Below are 18660 nucleotides of genomic sequence, written 5' to 3' on the forward strand. Positions count from 1 at the left end.
TACAATAACTTATATCAATAAATTATCTCAACAGATGTGCAACTGCCTGACGTTCTTCTTCTAACTCCTGAACTGTTAAACTCAACCGCTCCTTACTAAAATCATCCATTGGTAAATCTTTCACTATTTGATATTCCCCATTTTCACAAATCACAGGCATTCCACAAACGATTTCCTTTGGAATCTCCGCATAAGACCCATCAGAAGGTACTGCCATTGTAACCCATTGGCCATTAGAACCTAATACCCAATTTCTAATATGATCAATTGCTGCATTCGCTGCAGAGGGGCCACTGGACATCCCACGTGCATCAATAATTTCAGTACCTCTCTTACCTACTCGAGGTAAGAATACGTCTACATACCAATCGTTATCATTAATCATATCCTTAACACTCTTACCGTCAATCGTAGCAAATCGATAATCGGCATACATAGAAGGACTATGATTCCCCCAAACTACCATTTTCTCAATTTCACTGACCGGTTTTTCTAATTTAGCAGCTAGTTGACTCAAAGCACGATTGTGATCTAGTCTCATCATCGCTGTAAAATTCTTTGCCGGCAAATCGGGTGCTGATTTCATCGCAATATACGCATTCGTATTAGCCGGATTCCCTACTACCAATACCTTCACATTACGGTCAGCTACCCTATTCAATGCCGCTCCTTGCAAGACAAAAATTCCCGAATTATCATGCAATAAATCAACACGTTCCATTCCTTTAGTACAAGTTTTTGAGCCTACTAGGATGGCGATTTGAGCATCTTTAAATGCTTCCTCAGGATTATTTGTAGTAAAAATATCCGACAACAATGGAAATGCACAATCTTGCAATTCCATCACTACCCCTTTAACTGAATTTCGTGCTTGAGATAAATCTAGTAATTGCAAGATAATTGGCTGATCTTTACCCAACATTTCACCACTAGCAATTCTAAACAATAAAGAATAACCAATTTGACCTCCTGCACCTGTTACTGCAACACGAATAGGTTGTTTCATTATATAAACCTCCGAAAATTTCTAAAATTGAAAAAATCTTAATAAGACATATACTCTCAAATTTTTTATGCTACCAAAATCAATATTTTAAAAACAGTAATTATATTCAATAGCCAAGAAGCCATGTGCTGTATTATACAATGACCATAACCATCGATACCTAGAACTACTATGATGTGAAAATATTTATTCTGAATATTAATTCAGAATATAGCCATACATGCTTATTTCTTAAAAGTCTTATGTATAGAATATTGATATTTTTTAGTCAATATCCGTTCGCCATTCTATCATTATTATTGCTACATAAGTACAAAAGATATAAATTATATTAAACCTCACAATCAAAGATTTGTGCTAGAATATGCTGAATGTTTTTGATGTATTTTGATTTTTTATATAATAAAAAACTCTTTTAGGGAACATAAGTATGCATAAAAATAATCCTAAGTATTTAAATTTATTTCAGATTCGGCAATCAGTTACTGCGATATTATCGATTTTGCATCGAATCTCTGGTGCTGCTCTTTTTGTAGGTTTACCTTTTTTTTTGTGGTTACTTTCTAGCTCACTCAATCAACAAGAAGCCTTTGATACCTATCATGAGGTCATGAATAATTTTATTGTTAAAATTATTTTATTACTTTTCTTATGGGCTACCTTTCATCATATGTTAGCTGGAATTAGATTTTTAATTCTTGACATTGGAAAAGGTTTGGATCTTAAAACTGCTCGATTGACTGCAAAAATAGTATTGTTCAGTGCACCTATACTTACCTTAATCGTTGGAGGGTATTTGTTATGGTAGATCGTCACTTGACTGGAGCCCATTACGGTATTAGGGATTGGATTTTTCAACGCCTGTCTGCTGTTTTAATTTTAGTTTTCTCTATTATATTTATAACAGGCCTGTTCTTCACACCTTCCACTTATGAAGCTTGGCAACAATTTTTCTCTTATGTTTCGGTAAAAATAGTTACTCAAATAATAGTTATTGCTATCATAGTTCATGCATGGGTTGGCATTAGGGATATATGGATGGATTATATTAACAATTCCGGATTACGCTTGTTAATGCATACGTTTACTGTTACATGGCTTTTAGCCAGTTTTATCTATTCTGTTTACGTAATCTGGGGAGGTGGAAGATGAGCTATCCTATTCGTCGCTTTGATGCAATCGTAGTTGGCGGTGGTGGAGCGGGTCTACGCGCTGCCTATCAATTATCAAAAGCAGGTATTAATACCGTGGTTTTATCTAAAGTTTTTCCAACACGCTCACACACTGTAGCAGCTCAGGGAGGTATTTCTGCTTCATTAGGAAATGTTCAACCTGATCAATGGGATTGGCATATGTATGATACAGTCAAAGGTTCTGATTGGTTAGGTGACCAAGATGCAATTGAATACATGTGTAGAGCAGCTCCAGAAGTGGTTGTAGAACTAGAACATATGGGAATGCCTTTTGACCGTGTTGAAAGTGGCAAGATTTATCAACGCCCATTTGGGGGACATACTTCAGAATATGGAAAACGTCCAGTTGAACGTGCTTGTGCAGTAGCTGACCGCACAGGACATGCTATGTTACACACACTTTATCAACAAAACGTAGCTGTTAATACAAATTTCTATATCGAATGGTCTGCTCTTGATTTAATTAGAGATAATGATGGGGACGTTATAGGTGTAGTGGCCATGGAAATGGAAACTGGTGAAGTTTATATTTTACATGCCAAGGCTGTATTGTTCGCCACAGGAGGTGCTGGTCGGATTTATGCCTCTTCCACTAATGCCTTTATGAATACTGGAGATGGCTTAGGCATGACAGCTCGTGCTGGTATTCCTTTAGAAGATATGGAATTTTGGCAATTTCACCCAACTGGTGTTGCCAAAGCTGGTGTTTTAATTACAGAGGGGGTGCGTGGAGAAGGTGGAATTCTTCTTAACAGTCAAGGTGAAAGATTTATGGAACGCTACGCACCAACCGTAAAAGATTTAGCATCTAGAGATGTTGTTTCCCGAGCTATGGCTATGGAAATATATGAAGGTCGAGGTTGTGGTTCTGATAAAGATTACGTATTATTAAAACTAGATCATTTAGGTGAGGAAAAAATCAAATCTAAATTACCGGGTATTCGTGAAATTGCTATTAATTTTGCAGGCGTAGATCCAATCAAAGATCCTATTCCTGTGGTTCCAACTACCCATTATATGATGGGTGGTATCCCGACTAATTATCATGCAGAGGTCGTTGTTCCACAAGGTAACAACTATGACACGAAGGTGAATGGTTTTTACGCTGCCGGAGAGTGTGCATGTGCTTCGGTTCATGGTGCTAATCGCTTAGGTACCAATTCACTACTGGATCTAGTAGTTTTTGGTCGTGCAGCAGGAAATAGTATGATTGAGTTTATTAAAAATTATGGCCCTTTAAAACCATTACCAACAGATGCAGGAGAGCTTACCCGTGAACGATTGGCGCGTCTAAATAATCAAACCAATGGTGAAAATGTTTCTAGCTTGCGTAATGAATTACAAAAAAGTGTACAGGCTCATGCTGGCGTATTTAGAACTGATGCAGTTCTGAAAGAAGGTAAAGATAAAATATTTAACCTAGCAGAACGTATCAAGAAAACTGAAATTCAAGATAAAAGTAATGTTTGGAATACAGCTAGGTTAGAAGCCCTAGAATTAGATAATCTCATCGAAGTAGCTAAGGCTACTTTAGTCGCGGCTGAAGCTCGTAAAGAATCCAGGGGCGCACATGCATCTGACGACCATCCAGATAGAGATGACGTTAATTGGATGAAGCACTCCTTATATTACTCTACAACTAACTCATTATCTTATAAACCTGTACATACAAATCCATTAACAGTAGACTATATTAAACCAGCCAAGCGTGTGTACTAAGGAGCCAAACTATGGAAATAATAAAACTATCAATATATCGTTATGATCCTGAAAAAGACAAAAAACCTTATTTTCAGAATTATGAAATCGAAATAGCCCCTAATGAAGTAAAACTATTAGATTTATTGATTAAATTAAAAAGTACGCAAGACGATTCAATCTCTTTCAGAAGATCGTGTCGTGAAGGTATTTGTGGTTCAGATGGTATTAACATTAATGGGAAAAATGGCTTAGCTTGCTTAACTAATATTCGCGATTTAAAACAACCGATCAGACTAGCTCCTTTACCAGGATTGCCCGTCATTAGAGATTTAATCGTTGATATGACACAATTTTTCAACCAATATCACTCTATCAAACCGTACGTGGTGAATCATACGACACCCCCTGAACGAGAAAGAATTCAAACTCAGGCGGATCGCGCAGAGCTTGATGGCCTCTATGAATGTATTTTATGCGCTTGTTGCTCTACACAATGCCCTTCTTTTTGGTGGAATCCGGACAAATTTATTGGGCCATCTGGTCTATTAAACGCTTATCGCTTTATTGCCGACAGTAGAGATACCATTACGAATGACAGATTGGATTACCTCAATGATCCTTACAAATTATTCAGATGCCACACTATTATGAACTGTGTAGATGTTTGCCCAAAACATTTAAACCCAACCAGAGCTATTGGTAAGATAAAAGATTTAATCTTAAGTCGAGCAATTTGATGGTTTGTCAAACCCTCCAAAGAAGAGCCAGATGGTTATCAAGAAGAGGTTTACTCGAATTGGATATTTTGTTGTCCAAGTTTCTAGCGAGTCCTCTCTTTGAAACCTTAAGTGATAAAGAACTGGCTATCTATATTCAAATTCTAGAGTGGCAGGATCACGACCTCCTTGATATTTTACAAGGAACTAAGTCTCATCGCAAATCTGATGTTAGAAATATAATTCAAAAAATAAAATTTTGTAGTAAAATTGGCTAAACTTGGTTTTTCTACAAGATAGAGATCAAAAATTTTTTCAAATTTTTAAGATAGCAAGGAGGTACTATGTCCAAATCTGTTAAATTTCATTATGGTGAAGGGGCTACAGCAGAGTTTCCAGTGCTCAAAAGTACTCTAGGTAATGATGTGGTGGATATTCGAAAATTTGATCAAACCAAAATGTTTACCTTTGATCCTGGTTTTTTATCAACCGCTAGCTGTGAATCTAAAATTACATTTATTGATGGTGCTAAGGGACTTTTATATTACAGAGGTTATCCAATTGAGCAATTGGCAGAGAAGAGTGATTACCTTGAAACTTGTTATTTACTGATTTATGGGGAACTTCCTTCAAAACAAGAAAAGGAAAAATTTGTTGATGATATCACTCATCATACATTAGTTCACGACCAATTGACTAAATTTTTTAACGGTTTTAGAAGAGATGCTCACCCTATGGCAATGATGGTTGGTGTCGTAGGGGCTTTATCTGCTTTTTATCAAGATAGCTTAGATATTAACAACCCTTCATATGATCGAATTGCAGAACACCGCTTAATTGCTAAAATTCCTACTATTGCAGCAATGTGTTACCGTTACTCAAAGGGTCTGCCTTTTATGTATCCTAATAATAAATTAGACTACACTGCTAATTTCATGTACATGATGTTCGGTACACCTTGTGAAGAATATGTTCCTAACCCAGTCCTAGTTAAAGCCTTGGATAGAATTTTCATTTTACATGCAGATCATGGACAAAATGCTTCTACTTCTACTGTACGTTTAGCAGGTTCCTCAAGTGCTAACCCTTTTGCCTGCATTGCTGCTGGTATTGCATGCTTATGGGGACCTGCCCATGGTGGTGCGAATGAAGCTGTATTAAACATGTTAAATGAAATCGGCAACATTGCTAATGTTAAAGATTTTATGCAAGGTGTTAAAGAGAGAAAATATCGCCTCATGGGCTTTGGACATCGAATCTATAAAAATATGGATCCTCGTGCGGCAATCATGAAGCAAACTTGTGATGAGGTATTAAATGAACTTGGCTTACAAGATGATCCTTTATTTAAATTAGCTATGGAATTAGAGAAAGTTGCTTTAAATGATCCATATTTTGTAGAAAGAAAGCTATACCCTAACGTAGATTTCTACTCTGGTATTGTCTTGTCAGCTTTAGGAATCCCTACTTCTATGTTTACAGTAATTTTTGCTTTAGCTAGAACTGTGGGCTGGATCTCTCATTGGCATGAAATGATTGCAGACCCAAATCGCAAGATTGGTAGACCTCGTCAATTATATACAGGCGCAACACAAAGAGACTACGTAGATCTAGACAAAAGATAAATCATTATTAAAAAATCACCGTCTTTAGGATGGTGATTTTTTAAATCTTAATATTTTTAATACTATTAGAATCATATAATCAGCTAATTTAAGTTAATTTAATTGGGTGTGTTCGTGCTCAATTACTGAAAAAATGATTTATTATAAGATGGAAAATGATAGAATGAGAAAACAAGTAAAATATATAAAAAACTTTAGAATATACAAAAGAATATACAAAGGATGATTAATCATGATGAAAGAAGAAAGTGAGTTATCCTACCTTTATGGTGGAAATGCTCCATATGTCGAAGGTTTGTATGAGCAATATCTCATTAACCCTAATAGTATTAGTGATTACTGGAAAACACAATTTGATCTGTTAACAAAAGAAGCTGGTATTATTATTCAGGATCAACCAAGGCTAGGCATAGAAGAATCTTTTAGAAAATTATCCAAGTCAAAAAAACCGATAACGACCTCTCACACAAGTACGGAGGAAATGCAAAAACAAGTTAATGTGTTAAGATTGATTTATTCATTTAGAATATTAGGTTCAAGGTATGCTAATTTAGATCCTTTAGGACGTCAAAATCAAAAAACACAGTCAAATCTATTGGATCCAGAGGCTTATAATCTGAACACAGATGATTTATCCAAAAAGTTTTATTCGTCATCAAATTTTAATGTTAACAATGAGCCTGTACTCTTGTCTGAAATTATTTCAAAACTGAAACAAACATATTGTGGCTCAATTGGTATTGAATATATGCATATTATCAATACAGAAGAGAGACATTGGGTGAGAGATCGCTTTGAATCTGAACTCTCAACTCCTAACTTTAATAATGAATCTAAAAAAAATATTTTATACAAATTAACTGCTGCTGAAACATTTGAAAGATATTTACATACTAAATTTGTTGGTCAAAAACGCTTCTCTCTTGAAGGCGGTGAAAGTTTAATTCCGGGCTTAGATTACTTAATTAATGAAGCAACGAAACATGGAGTAGAGTCTATAGTTATCGGCATGGCGCATCGTGGTCGTTTAAATGTTTTAATCAATACATTGGGAAAATCGCCTCAAGATCTGTTTGATGAGTTTACCGGTACAGCCAAGACTAAACTTCCAAGTGGTGATGTGAAGTATCATAATGGGTTTACTGCAGATCTTAAGACAGAATCGGGGTCTGTGCATATTTCTTTAGAATTTAACCCTTCCCATTTAGAAATTGTTAATCCTGTAGTCCAAGGAAACGTAAGAGCCAGACAAAGAAGATATGGAGCGAATGGCAAAACTCGAGTATTGCCTATTCTGATTCATGGTGATGCAGCTCTTTCTGGTTTAGGTGTTAATCAAGCAACATTTAATTTATCTCAGGTTCGTGGTTATACAACTGGGGGGACTGTACATATTGTTGTCAATAATCAAATTGGTTTTACCACTTCTGATACTAGAGATTTACGCTCTACTACTTTTTGTACTGATATTGCAAAAATGATTGATGCACCGATCATCCATGTTAATGGAGATGATCCAGAAGCTATGTGCTACGTTATAAAAATCGCTTTAGAATTCCGAACTATATTCCATAAAGACATCATTATTGATATGGTTTGTTACCGTCGTTTAGGTCACAATGAGGGAGATGATCCTTTTATTACACAACCAATGATGTATAAGGCAATTACTAAGCGGCCAACAACTCGTACTTTATATGCTGAAAAATTAATTCAAGAAGGAATTTTAAGCGAAAATGAATCAGAAAAAATGATCCAAGATTATCGGAAATTACTTGATGAAGGTAAGCATGTTCAAAAATCTAATCTGAGGATCGATCAGAACAAGCATTCCCAAAATTGGGAAATCTATAAAAATACTCATTGGACTCAAGAAGTCGATACTTCACTGTCAGTGTTAGAAATACAATCTCTAACCAATAAGTTGACAGAAGTACCTGAAAATTTCCAGTTACACCGTACTGTTGCAAAATTAATAGAACAAAGAAAGAAAATGGGATCTGGGGAAACGCCTATGGATTGGGGGATGGCTGAAACATTAGCTTATGCAAGTTTGGTCGCTCATGGCAATGGTGTTCGCATTTCTGGCGAAGATTCGGGTCGAGGAACTTTCTCTCATCGACATGCGGTCTTCCATGATCAAGATAGGGAAAAATGGGATCAAGGGGTCTACATTCCATTGCAAAATATTTCTGAAGATCAAGCTTACTTCATGATTGTTGACTCAATCCTGAATGAAGAAGCTGTTTTGGCCTATGAGTATGGTTTTGCATGTTCTGCTCCTACTCAATTAGTTATCTGGGAAGCTCAATTTGGTGATTTTGTTAATGGTGCGCAAGTAGCTATTGACCAATTTATTACTTCTGGGGAAGCTAAATGGGGTCGTCTGTGTGGATTAACTGTTTTACTTCCTCACGGTTATGATGGCCAAGGGCCAGAACATTCTTCAGGTCGCTTGGAAAGATGGTTGCAATTATGTGCGGATGATAATATACAGGTTGTCTATCTTTCAGAAGCTGCTCAGATGTTTCATGTTCTGCGTCGTCAAATCCTGAGACCTTATAGAAAACCTCTGGTTATTTTTATGTCTAAACGTTTGTTAAGATTTAAAGATTCAATGAGTGATATTAGTGATTTTATTAATGGTTCAAAATTCAGAAATGTTATTGGTGATAATATTCAAAGAGATGATTCAAAAGTTAAGCGCATCATTATTTGTACAGGCCAAATTTATTACGATATTAAAGCTGAACGTGAAAAGCGGAAACTAGAAAATAAAATAGCAATTATTAGAATTGAACAACTATATCCATTCCCATGTAAAGAATTTAAAAACGAATTAGATAGATATAGTAAAACCTACGATATTAAATGGGTACAAGAGGAACCTTTGAATCAAGGAGCGTGGTATCAAATATTACACCATATTCAGCCTCACATTAATTTAAAACAAAAACTTTCTGTTTCTGCTAGGCCCGCAAGCTCATCGCCTGCAGTCGGATATAAAAGTTTACATGTTCAACAATTAAATAATTTGCTAGATGATGCGCTAACTTTATAAGAATATTTAGATGGAGAATTTTTAATGATTATTGAAATTAAAGTGCCTGGTTTACCAGAAAGTGTTACTGAAGCAACTTTGATGTCCTGGAATGTCAAAGTTGGAGATTATGTAAAGCGTGATCAGAATTTAATTGATATCGAAACGGATAAAGTAGTACTGGAGCTTCCAGCACCTGATTCTGGGGTTATTACTGAAATAATAGCCCAAGATAGAGAGACAGTAGAAGCAGAACAATTAATTGCTAAACTTGATACTGCGAAAAAAGAAGATAGCTGTGTTAATACAGGAAAAACAAATCCAATTAGCGTTTCTGAGAATAAACAGGATCTCACGACCACTGAAGAAAATAAAAAATCTTCAGCTATCAATATAATAGATCCTAAGAAAGGATCTGTTGCTATGCCATCAGCTGCAAAAATTGCTGCAGAAAAAAGCATTGATTTAGATCAAGTTTCCGGTTCTGGGAAAGACGGCAGAATTCTAAAAGAAGATGTACAAGATGTACAAAATAAATTTTCAGAAAAAACATCTACACTATCACCAGTACCTCCTCTGGTTACTGCCAACAGAATAGAAAAAAGAGTTCCTATGACTCGTATTCGTCAAAGGGTAGCAGAACGTTTACTCAATTCGCAACACGAAAATGCTATTTTGACTACCTTCAATGAAATCAATATGAAACCTGTCATGGATTTACGTAGGGAATATAAAGATTTATTTGCTCAAGAGTATGATGTTAAACTTGGATTTATGTCTTTCTTTGTCAAAGCAACTATCGCTGCATTGAAAAAGTATCCCGTTATTAATGCATCTATTGATGGCAATGATATTGTTTACCATAATTACTTTGATATTGGTATTGCTGTGAGCACCCCAAGAGGACTGGTTGTTCCTATCATAAGAGATGCTGACTTGCTCACATTCGCCGAGATCGAAACACAAATTATTGATTTTGCCACCCGTGCTCAAAACGGAAAATTAAGTTTGGATGAAATTACTGGTGGTACATTTAGCATTACCAATGGGGGAACTTTTGGTTCTATGATGTCCACACCAATTATTAATCCACCCCAATCTGCCATTTTGGGTATGCACTCTATTTATGATAGAGCCGTTGTTGAAAATAATCAGGTGGTCTCTCGTCCAATGATGTATGTTGCTTTATCTTATGACCATCGTTTAATCGATGGAAAGGAAGCTGTACTAACCTTAGTAACCATAAAGCAAATGTTAGAGGATCCAGCTAGAATACTATTGGAAATCTAGATCCAAAAATAATGAAGGTAGTTCGCTACCTTCATTCACTCAAGCTTTCCATAATAAATTTACTCTAAAGGAGAATTTAAAATATGTCTGAATTTGATGTTGTAGTCATTGGGGCTGGCCCTGGTGGTTATATTGCAGCAATTCGTGCTGCACAGCTTGGATTTAAAGTAGCTTGTATTGATGCAGGTAAAAATAAAAGAGGAGATAAACCCGCTTTAGGTGGGACATGTTTAAATGTTGGATGCATTCCATCCAAGTCACTATTACAATCTTCAGAAGAATTTCATAAAGTAAGTCATGAATTAGAGGAACACGGTATTTCAACAGATAACGTAAAAATTAATATTCCGAAGATGATTGCTCGAAAAGATGCTATCGTTACGAAATTAACCAGTGGTGTTGGTTTCCTATTCAAAAAAAATAAAGTAGAGAGTATCCATGGGCAAGCTTCATTTAAAGGCAAAGATGGTCAGTGGTATCAAATAGTAGTTACTGATGATAAAAGTGTATCTGAAATCAAAGCAAAACATGTAATCATTGCTACAGGTTCAAAACCTCGTCAATTTCCTTCTGTCGAAATTGATAATATTAATATACTAGATAATGTGGGGGCATTAGACTTAGAATCAGTACCCAAAAAATTGGGTATGATAGGTTCTGGTGTCATCGGTTTAGAAATGAGCTCTGTGTGGAATCGTCTAGGTTCAGAAGTGACTATTTTAGAGGCCTCCCCTACTTTCCTACCTATGGCTGACCAACAAATTGCCAAAGAAGCTTTTAAAATTTTCACTAAAAATCAAAAACTAGATATTAAACTTGGTGCTAAAGTTCTAGAAGTTTCCCATAAAGGAAAACAGATTACAGTGAAGTACGAACTAAATGGGGAAACAGAAGAGATTACTTTTGATAAATTAATTATCGCTATTGGCCGAGTGCCTAATACTGAAAATTTAAACCTCGATACTGTTGGCGTTACTCTAGATGATCGTGGTTTTATCGAAGTAAATGAGGATTGCCATACCAAAGTAGATAATATATGGGCTATTGGTGATGTCGTCAGAGGTCCTATGCTTGCACATAAGGCTAGTGAGGAAGGTGTTGCAGTAGCAGAACGTATTGCAGGGCAAAAACCACATGTTAATTTAGATATTATGCCATCAATTCTATATACAACACCTGAAATTGCTTGGGTAGGTCAAACAGAAGAGCAATTAATACAAGCCAAAATTAAATACAAAAAAGGTGTATCTAGTTTTACTTCAAATGGTAGAGCATTGGCTATGGGTGCAGCACAAGGTACTGTTAAAATTCTTGCTGATGAGAAAACAGATCGTATATTAGGTGTACATATGATAGGCCCTATGGTTTCTGAATTACTGACCGAAGCGGTAGAAGCATTGGAATTCTCAGCATCCAGTGAAGACATAGCTAGAATTGTACATGCTCACCCTACTCTGTCTGAAGTAATACATGAAGCCAGTTTGGCAGTAGACAAACGTCCATTAAATGGATAATTTATTTATTGATGTTAACTTAATTATTTATAAAAAATTAAGTTTGCTATTGAAATTTTATTAACTTAATTTTAAGGAAATTCTATGAATTTACATGAATATCAGGCAAAAGCGATATTAAAACGCTACGGTTTGCCAACACAAGATGGAATTCTAGCAACAACTCCTAAGGAAGCTGGTGATGCATTTGATCAACTAGGTGGTAAATTTGCTGTTATTAAAGCTCAAGCACATACAGGTGGGCGTGGCAAATCTGGCGGTGTTAAAATTGTAAAAACAAGAGAAGAAGCAGAACAAATCACTGGGGAAATGATTGGGAGCCGTTTGGTCACTTATCAAACTGATGCTAATGGATTACCTGTTAACTCAGTTCTTGTTTGTGAAGACATGTATCCGGTAGAACGGGAAATGTATTTAGGTGCTGTCGTTGATCGTTCTACACGTCGTGTGACTTTTATGGCTTCTACTGAAGGTGGTGTAGAAATTGAAGAAGTAGCGGCTAAAACCCCTGAAAAAATATTCAAAGTAGTCGCAGATCCATTAGTCGGTTTGATGCCTTTTGAGGCAAGGAAAGTTGCTTTTAAGTTAGGTTTAAAAGATAAACAAATTACTCAATTTTCAAAAATAATGACTGGCCTATATAACGCCTTTGTTGAAAATGACTTCTCTTTAGTAGAAATTAATCCATTATCTGTTCGTAAAAATGGGGAACTTTCGTGTGTAGATGCTAAAATTGGCATCGATTCTAACGCTTTATTTAGACAGCAAGATATAGCAGAGCTACATGATAAATCACAAGAAAATGAACGTGAACTAAGAGCTTCAGAACTTGGTTTGAATTATGTGGCTCTCGAAGGTAACATCGGTTGTATGGTTAATGGTGCTGGGCTGGCTATGGCTACCATGGACATTATCAAACTTTATGGTGGACAACCTGCTAACTTTTTAGATATTGGTGGTGGTGCAACTAAAGATCGTGTTATTGAAGCTTTTAAAATTATTCTTGATGACAAATCAGTTGAAGCAGTACTGATTAATATTTTTGGTGGAATCGTACGATGCGATATGGTTGCTGAAGCAATTATAGCTGCAGTCAAAGAAATTAATGTTACAGTGCCAGTTGTAGTAAGGCTTGAAGGTAATAATGCAGATATTGGTGCTAAATTATTAGACGAATCTGGCTTGAAAGTCATTTCTGCAAATGGATTAGCTGATGCTGCTGAAAAAGTAGTTACGGCAGCAAAACAAGCTTAAGGAGAATTAAGAATGAGTATTTTAGTTGATAAAAATACAAAAGTTTTGGTACAAGGATTCACAGGAAAGAATGGTACGTTCCACTCAGAACAAGCCATTGCTTATGGCACTAACGTAGTTGGGGGTGTGACTCCAGGAAAAGGAGGCCAAACTCATTTAGGCTTACCTGTTTTCAATACTATGCAGGAAGCAGTAGCAGAAACAAAAGCAGATACCTCAGTTATTTATGTTCCTGCACCTTTTGTATTAGACTCAATCATTGAAGCCGTTGATGCGGGTATTAAATTGATTGTTGTCATTACTGAGGGTGTTCCTACACTAGATATGTTGATTGCTAAGCGTTATATAGATACAGTTGGGAATGTCCGTTTAATCGGGCCTAACTGCCCAGGTATTATCACCCCTGGGGAATGCAAGGTAGGAATTATGCCTGGGCATATTCATATACCAGGCAGTGTTGGTATTATTTCTCGTTCCGGTACATTAACTTACGAAGCAGTTGGACAGACTAGTAAAATTGGTTTAGGTCAATCTACATGTGTTGGAATTGGTGGAGACCCTATTCCTGGTTTAAACCAAATTGATGTACTAGAGCTATTTGAAAAAGATCCTAAAACTAAATCTATTGTTTTAATTGGTGAAATTGGTGGTACCGCAGAAGAGGAGGCAGCCGAATATATTCAATCAAATGTTACCAAGCCGGTAGTAGGCTACATTGCAGGTGTTACCGCACCTAAAGGTAAAAGAATGGGGCATGCTGGTGCTATTATTTCAGGTGGTAAAGGAACAGCTGAAGAAAAATTTAAAGCATTTGAAAAAGCAGGAGTTACCTATACAAGAAGTCCATCAGAAATCGGTTCTACTTTACTGGAATTATTAAAATCCAAAGGAATGGCTTAAGATAATTGTACACATTTTGAAAAGACGTTAGATAACCTAACGTCTTTTTATGAATGTTTTGCTCACAAATCGCTGTACAAGTTTACCTAGTGATGTCAACTCAAAATTTTGATCAAATTAAATACCCCCGCCAAAAACTCTTCCCATGAACCAAAATATGAATTCTAGAAATAAAATGTTCTTAATGACTAGCAGTCAATAATAAAATACATTACAATTTACGGGCTTACTCCCTCCTCTAAACAACCAGAAACCTCTCCTAATATATCTTTGTCATTTAAATAGTTAATTGTCATTTTTGAAAAGTTTTGCCCATAGATAGACTGCAATAGATCATTAAAATTTCTCCAACAACATGGATTATGTACTAAATTTCTACCATCTAAAATTAAAATTTTGTTCACTTAAATTACCTGATAATTTAACTAATTAAAAATATTTTCTAAAGCTAAAATCTTAATTAATATTAATAACAGAAATATTAACAAGATATTACAAAATTCTGTATTTGACAGTAGCGCAGATAAAAACACATATGTCTTCTTCCAATGTAGTTAATTGCTAAGTTCTGCTTTAGAAACTTTTGTCTGTTGATATCCTAACCACTTTCTTTATTATTTAAGATTCGATAATCAATTACTACTATTGATAGACATGAATACTCCCACTTTATAACCCATAGCCTTTAGAGCGAGGGGAGCATGCCTATTAAATGAATCACCTAAAGCTAAAGTAACTGAAAATTTACCAATTATTAAGGTCATCAAGATAGGAAATAGTGTTGATCCCAATGGCGAAAAAAGTTTTTTCTTAAAAATTAAGAAAAATGGTGATGAAAGAACTTTATGGGAGTGATCATTTAAGATCACAAATGGAGTCCAATGGCATTATAAAAAAGGCGATCAAATCACCAAAATTAATTTAATTAATGGGGGGTACTAAATATCTCACCACAAGTAATGTCAAGATCCAAAAACAAAGGTACTATAGTTGGACAGATAGAGGAAAAAGCAGAAAAGACCTCGAACATAGATCTCAATTAAATGAAAAAAATTTGGATACGGAAAAAAAAGTTACAGAACTTAGAAACCAACTATCTAAGCATGATCGTACCATAACTGATAAAAGTGAAAGTGTGAAGCAACATTTTATCATGCTCGCCGTAAGACCCTCATCCTTCAGGGCGGGGATATAAGGCGTCACCACGAAGTGGTTATTCCGTCTTTTAGTGTCTATGCTATCTTATTGACTATTCATAGTTCATTAGTATAATCAAGACATGCAAATCAAAAAAGCTTTTAAATTTGAGTGAATACCTAATGGTGAACATATTCGCAAAATGAAGCAGTTTTGTGGTTGTTCTCGTTTTGTATTTAATCATGCTTTAGATTGTCAGAATAAGCAGTATGAGGCTGGTAACGGTTTCAAATTCTGCTACAGTAAAATATCGAGCTTACTACCTAAATGGAAAGATGAGTTCAAATGGCTTAAAGATTGCCATAGTCAAGTGTTACAACAATCCTTAAAAGATCTAGAAGCCTCTTTTCGGAATTTCTTTGCCAAACGTTCTAGTTTTCCTAAGTTTAAGAAAAAGGGATTGAAAGAAAGCTTTAGATTTCCCCAAGGTGTAAAACTAGAACAAGGTAACAACCGTTTGTATTTACCCAAAATAGGCTGGGTAAGATACCGTAATAGTCGTCATGTCATTGGTTCGATTAACAACGTTACCATTAGTCACAAGTGTGGAAAGTGGTATGTTGCTATACAAACGGAATATGATGTTGAACCACCAATACCATTAGGTAATGAAGTGGGTATAGATATGGGGATTACCCGTTTTGCAACTTTAAGTAACGGTCAATACTTTGAGCCTATCAATAGTTTTAAAACGGCACAACGTCAGTTAGCTAAATTGCAATGTCAAATGAGCCATAAGAGGCCATTGAGTCACAACTGGAAAAAAGCAAAAAATAAAGTATCACGCTTACACTCGAGAATAGCCAATATTAGACGTCATTACCTTCATCAACTCTCTGCTCAAATTAGCAAAAACCACGCCATTGTGTATGTAGAAGATTTGCAGGTTGGTCACATATCTAAGTCTGCAAAGGGGGATACGACTCATCCTGGTAAAAGAGTAAAGCAAAAATCGGGATTAAATCGTTCTATGCTAGATCAATCATGGTATGAATTTAGAAGGCAACTGGACTATAAACTGTTATGGCGAGGAGGTCATTTAGTAGCAGTGAATCCTAAGAATACCAGTCGTACTTGCCCACAATGCGGGCATATAAGTGCACAGAACCGTCAAACGCAATCAAACTTTGAATGTGTTGCATGTGGATATAAATTAAATGCAGATGAGGTTGGAGCGATAAATATATTAAGGGCAGGACGTGCCCGGTTAGCCTGTGACGTGAATGATGCAGTAAGGTCATCAGCAACAGGAACCCACCGAAGTGAGTTAGCAATACTGCTAAACACCGTAGGAATCCCTGCCCTTTAGGCCGGCGAGGACGTCAAGATCATTACACAAGAAAAAACTATAGACAATCATCAAGCACAGATAAACAAAGTAGAGTATACCCGCATTACAGAAAATTATTTTCAATGAATGAGTATAAAAATTATATATTAAAATAAAGATTAAACATAAATTCATAGAACTTGTGTATGCTCATGGAATGGTAAAAGTCAATAAATAATTCTTGCTAAATATATTTTTTCTTCTTACACTTAGGTTCATTAATTTTGATTAAAAGACAAAAGGAAAAATTATGGCTAATCAACCTAGAAAAGTAGCAATTATTGGAGGAAATCGTATTCCATTTGCTCGCTCCAATGGCGCCTATATGAAAAAATCAAATTCTGATATGTTTACTGCGGCATTAAATGGCTTGATCAAACGTTTTAATTTAGATGGTCAGTTAATAGGAGAAGTCGTTGGTGGTGCTGTATTAAAACATAGCAGAGACTTTAACATGGTTCGCGAATGTGTTTTAGGTTCTAGCTTAGCACCAGAAACACCTGCTTATGATTTACAACAAGCCTGTGGTACTGGGTTACAAGCTGCTTTTCAAATTGCCAATAAAATTGCGTTAGGTCTGATAGAATGCGGTATCGCAGGAGGTGTTGATACTACATCTGATGCACCTATCGCAGTTGGTAAAAAAACCCGTGAAGCTTTAATGCAAGCAAATGCTGCAAAAACCATAGGTGGAAAACTTAAAGCACTCACCAAAATTTCTCTATCTGGTTTAATTGAACCTCCTCAAAATAAAGAACCTCGTACTCAACTTTCTATGGGAGATCATGCTGCAATTACAGCTCTAGAATGGGGGATTACACGAGAAGATCAAGATGAACTGGCTTATCTTAGCCATAAAAATTTAGCAGCTGCATATGAAGAAGGTTTTTTTGAAGATTTACTCACCCCTTTTGCGGGATTGGAGAAAGATTCTAATCTAAGGCCTGACACAACAATAGAAAAATTAGCCACTTTAAAACCAGTTTTTGATAAAGGTGTTAATCCTACCATGACGGCAGGAAACTCTACTCCCCTAACGGATGGTGCTTCAACCGTGCTACTTGCTTCTGAAAAATGGGCACAAGAACACGAGCTACCAATTCTTGCTTATTTAACTTTTCAACAAACTGCCGCTGTTGATTTTATTGGCAGAAATGGTAAACCTGAAGGCTTATTAATGGCACCTGCCTATGCTGTTCCTAGAATGTTACAACGTGCAGGTATTACCCTACAAGATTTTGATTTTTACGAAATACATGAAGCTTTTGCCTCCCAAGTACTATCAACCTTAAAAGCTTGGGAAAGTGATATTTTCTGCCAACAAAAGCTGGGGTTAAAAAAGGCCTTGGGTTCAATTGATAGAAGCAAACTAAATGTTAAAGGTTCTTCCTTAGGTTGTGGACACCCATTTGCTGCAACCGGGGGTAGAATTTTGGCAACAGCAGCTAAACTTATTAATCAAAAAGGTCGTGGTAGAGCATTAATTTCAATCTGTGCAGCTGGTGGCCAAGGCGTCACTGCTATTGTGGAAAAATGACTCACCAATATCATCTTAAATAAAAATCATCTTTAATAAAAAAGGTCATAACACCTGACCTTTTTTATTTTACTTTTATCAAAAAAAAATGTAGACAAAGCCGTTGCCTGTCAAATGCTAGCCATAAAGCAACCCTCTTTTCAGAAATGTCCGAAAATAAATTCCCTTGTTTTGAAATTGGAGAATGATTGACTAATTGATTCATGTTTAACATCACCAAATTATCTACCATCAACTCCTATTCATACTCACAGGAATGATACTTACTATCAATCAGAACTACTACTTGCCATTCATGGTATCACATGATCAGGTAATGATAACTGCACTTGTGACTGAGAAACTAGAAATAACTAC

Annotated in this window: 15 protein-coding genes and 1 pseudogene; 14 read left to right on the forward strand and 2 right to left on the reverse strand. The window is 36.0% G+C overall.

Annotated elements, in window-relative coordinates; all coding sequences use genetic code 11:
- Positions 1–22: 22 nt before the first annotated feature.
- Positions 23–1006: a malate dehydrogenase gene (locus GKC53_03120; protein QRN41133.1), complete on the reverse strand. Its 984-nt coding sequence runs from the start codon at positions 1004–1006 to the stop codon at positions 23–25.
- Between the two features lie 430 nt (positions 1007–1436).
- On the opposite strand from GKC53_03120, the gene sdhC reads away from it, so the two are divergent.
- The 11 genes from sdhC to sucD all read left to right on the forward strand — a co-directional run bounded on the left by sdhC (position 1437) and on the right by sucD (position 14239).
- Positions 1437–1814 carry a succinate dehydrogenase, cytochrome b556 subunit gene (sdhC, locus tag GKC53_03125; GenBank protein QRN41134.1) on the forward strand — a complete coding sequence of 126 codons (378 nt, stop codon included), beginning with the start codon at positions 1437–1439 and terminating at the stop codon, positions 1812–1814.
- Complete coding sequence (gene sdhD / locus GKC53_03130) at positions 1808–2158, forward strand: succinate dehydrogenase, hydrophobic membrane anchor protein (protein ID QRN41135.1); 351 nt, start codon at positions 1808–1810, stop codon at positions 2156–2158. The genes sdhC and sdhD overlap by 7 nt, the downstream gene beginning before the upstream one ends.
- On the forward strand, positions 2155–3918 hold the full coding sequence (gene sdhA / locus GKC53_03135; GenBank protein QRN41136.1) for a succinate dehydrogenase flavoprotein subunit: 1764 nt from the start codon (positions 2155–2157) through the stop codon (positions 3916–3918). The genes sdhD and sdhA overlap by 4 nt, the downstream gene beginning before the upstream one ends.
- 11 nt (positions 3919–3929) lie before the next feature.
- Positions 3930–4637, forward strand: a complete 708-nt coding sequence (gene sdhB / locus GKC53_03140) for a succinate dehydrogenase iron-sulfur subunit (protein ID QRN41137.1) — start codon at positions 3930–3932, stop codon at positions 4635–4637.
- On the forward strand, positions 4637–4894 hold the full coding sequence (locus GKC53_03145; protein ID QRN41138.1) for a succinate dehydrogenase assembly factor 2 family protein: 258 nt from the start codon (positions 4637–4639) through the stop codon (positions 4892–4894). Before sdhB ends, GKC53_03145 begins: the two co-directional genes overlap by 1 nt.
- A 66-nt stretch (positions 4895–4960) precedes the next feature.
- Positions 4961–6241 carry a citrate (Si)-synthase gene (gltA, locus tag GKC53_03150; GenBank protein ID QRN41139.1) on the forward strand — a complete coding sequence of 427 codons (1281 nt, stop codon included), beginning with the start codon at positions 4961–4963 and terminating at the stop codon, positions 6239–6241.
- 232 nt (positions 6242–6473) lie between these two features.
- The gene (locus GKC53_03155) at positions 6474–9302 is read left to right on the forward strand and encodes a 2-oxoglutarate dehydrogenase E1 component (GenBank protein QRN41140.1); all 2829 of its coding nucleotides are present in this window, start codon (positions 6474–6476) and stop codon (positions 9300–9302) included.
- Positions 9303–9326: 24 nt separating this feature from the next.
- Positions 9327–10571, forward strand: a complete 1245-nt coding sequence (odhB, locus tag GKC53_03160; protein QRN41141.1) for a 2-oxoglutarate dehydrogenase complex dihydrolipoyllysine-residue succinyltransferase — start codon at positions 9327–9329, stop codon at positions 10569–10571.
- Positions 10572–10654: 83 nt separating this feature from the next.
- Entirely contained in the window at positions 10655–12085 is a 1431-nt protein-coding gene (lpdA, locus tag GKC53_03165) for a dihydrolipoyl dehydrogenase (GenBank protein ID QRN41142.1), read from the forward strand.
- Positions 12086–12169: 84 nt separating this feature from the next.
- On the forward strand, positions 12170–13339 hold the full coding sequence (gene sucC / locus GKC53_03170; GenBank protein ID QRN41143.1) for an ADP-forming succinate--CoA ligase subunit beta: 1170 nt from the start codon (positions 12170–12172) through the stop codon (positions 13337–13339).
- Positions 13340–13351: 12 nt separating this feature from the next.
- The gene (gene sucD / locus GKC53_03175) at positions 13352–14239 is read left to right on the forward strand and encodes a succinate--CoA ligase subunit alpha (GenBank protein QRN41144.1); all 888 of its coding nucleotides are present in this window, start codon (positions 13352–13354) and stop codon (positions 14237–14239) included.
- A 218-nt stretch (positions 14240–14457) separates the two neighbouring features.
- Here sucD and GKC53_03180 read toward each other — a convergent pair whose 3' ends face one another.
- Positions 14458–14643: a hypothetical protein gene (locus GKC53_03180; GenBank protein ID QRN41145.1), complete on the reverse strand. Its 186-nt coding sequence runs from the start codon at positions 14641–14643 to the stop codon at positions 14458–14460.
- Between the two features lie 524 nt (positions 14644–15167).
- On the opposite strand from GKC53_03180, the gene GKC53_03185 reads away from it, so the two are divergent.
- From GKC53_03185 to GKC53_03195, 3 genes and pseudogenes are all read left to right on the forward strand, one after another.
- The gene (locus GKC53_03185) at positions 15168–15434 is read left to right on the forward strand and encodes a hypothetical protein (GenBank protein QRN41146.1); all 267 of its coding nucleotides are present in this window, start codon (positions 15168–15170) and stop codon (positions 15432–15434) included.
- A gap of 84 nt (positions 15435–15518) precedes the next feature.
- Positions 15519–16745: pseudogene (locus GKC53_03190) on the forward strand (transposase).
- Positions 16746–17016: 271 nt separating this feature from the next.
- Positions 17017–18303, forward strand: a complete 1287-nt coding sequence (locus GKC53_03195) for an acetyl-CoA C-acetyltransferase (protein ID QRN41147.1) — start codon at positions 17017–17019, stop codon at positions 18301–18303.
- The last annotated feature ends 357 nt before the right edge of the window (positions 18304–18660 follow it).

The organism is Neisseriaceae bacterium, from assembly GCA_016864895.1.
GTDB lineage: Bacteria > Pseudomonadota > Gammaproteobacteria > Burkholderiales > Neisseriaceae > QFNR01.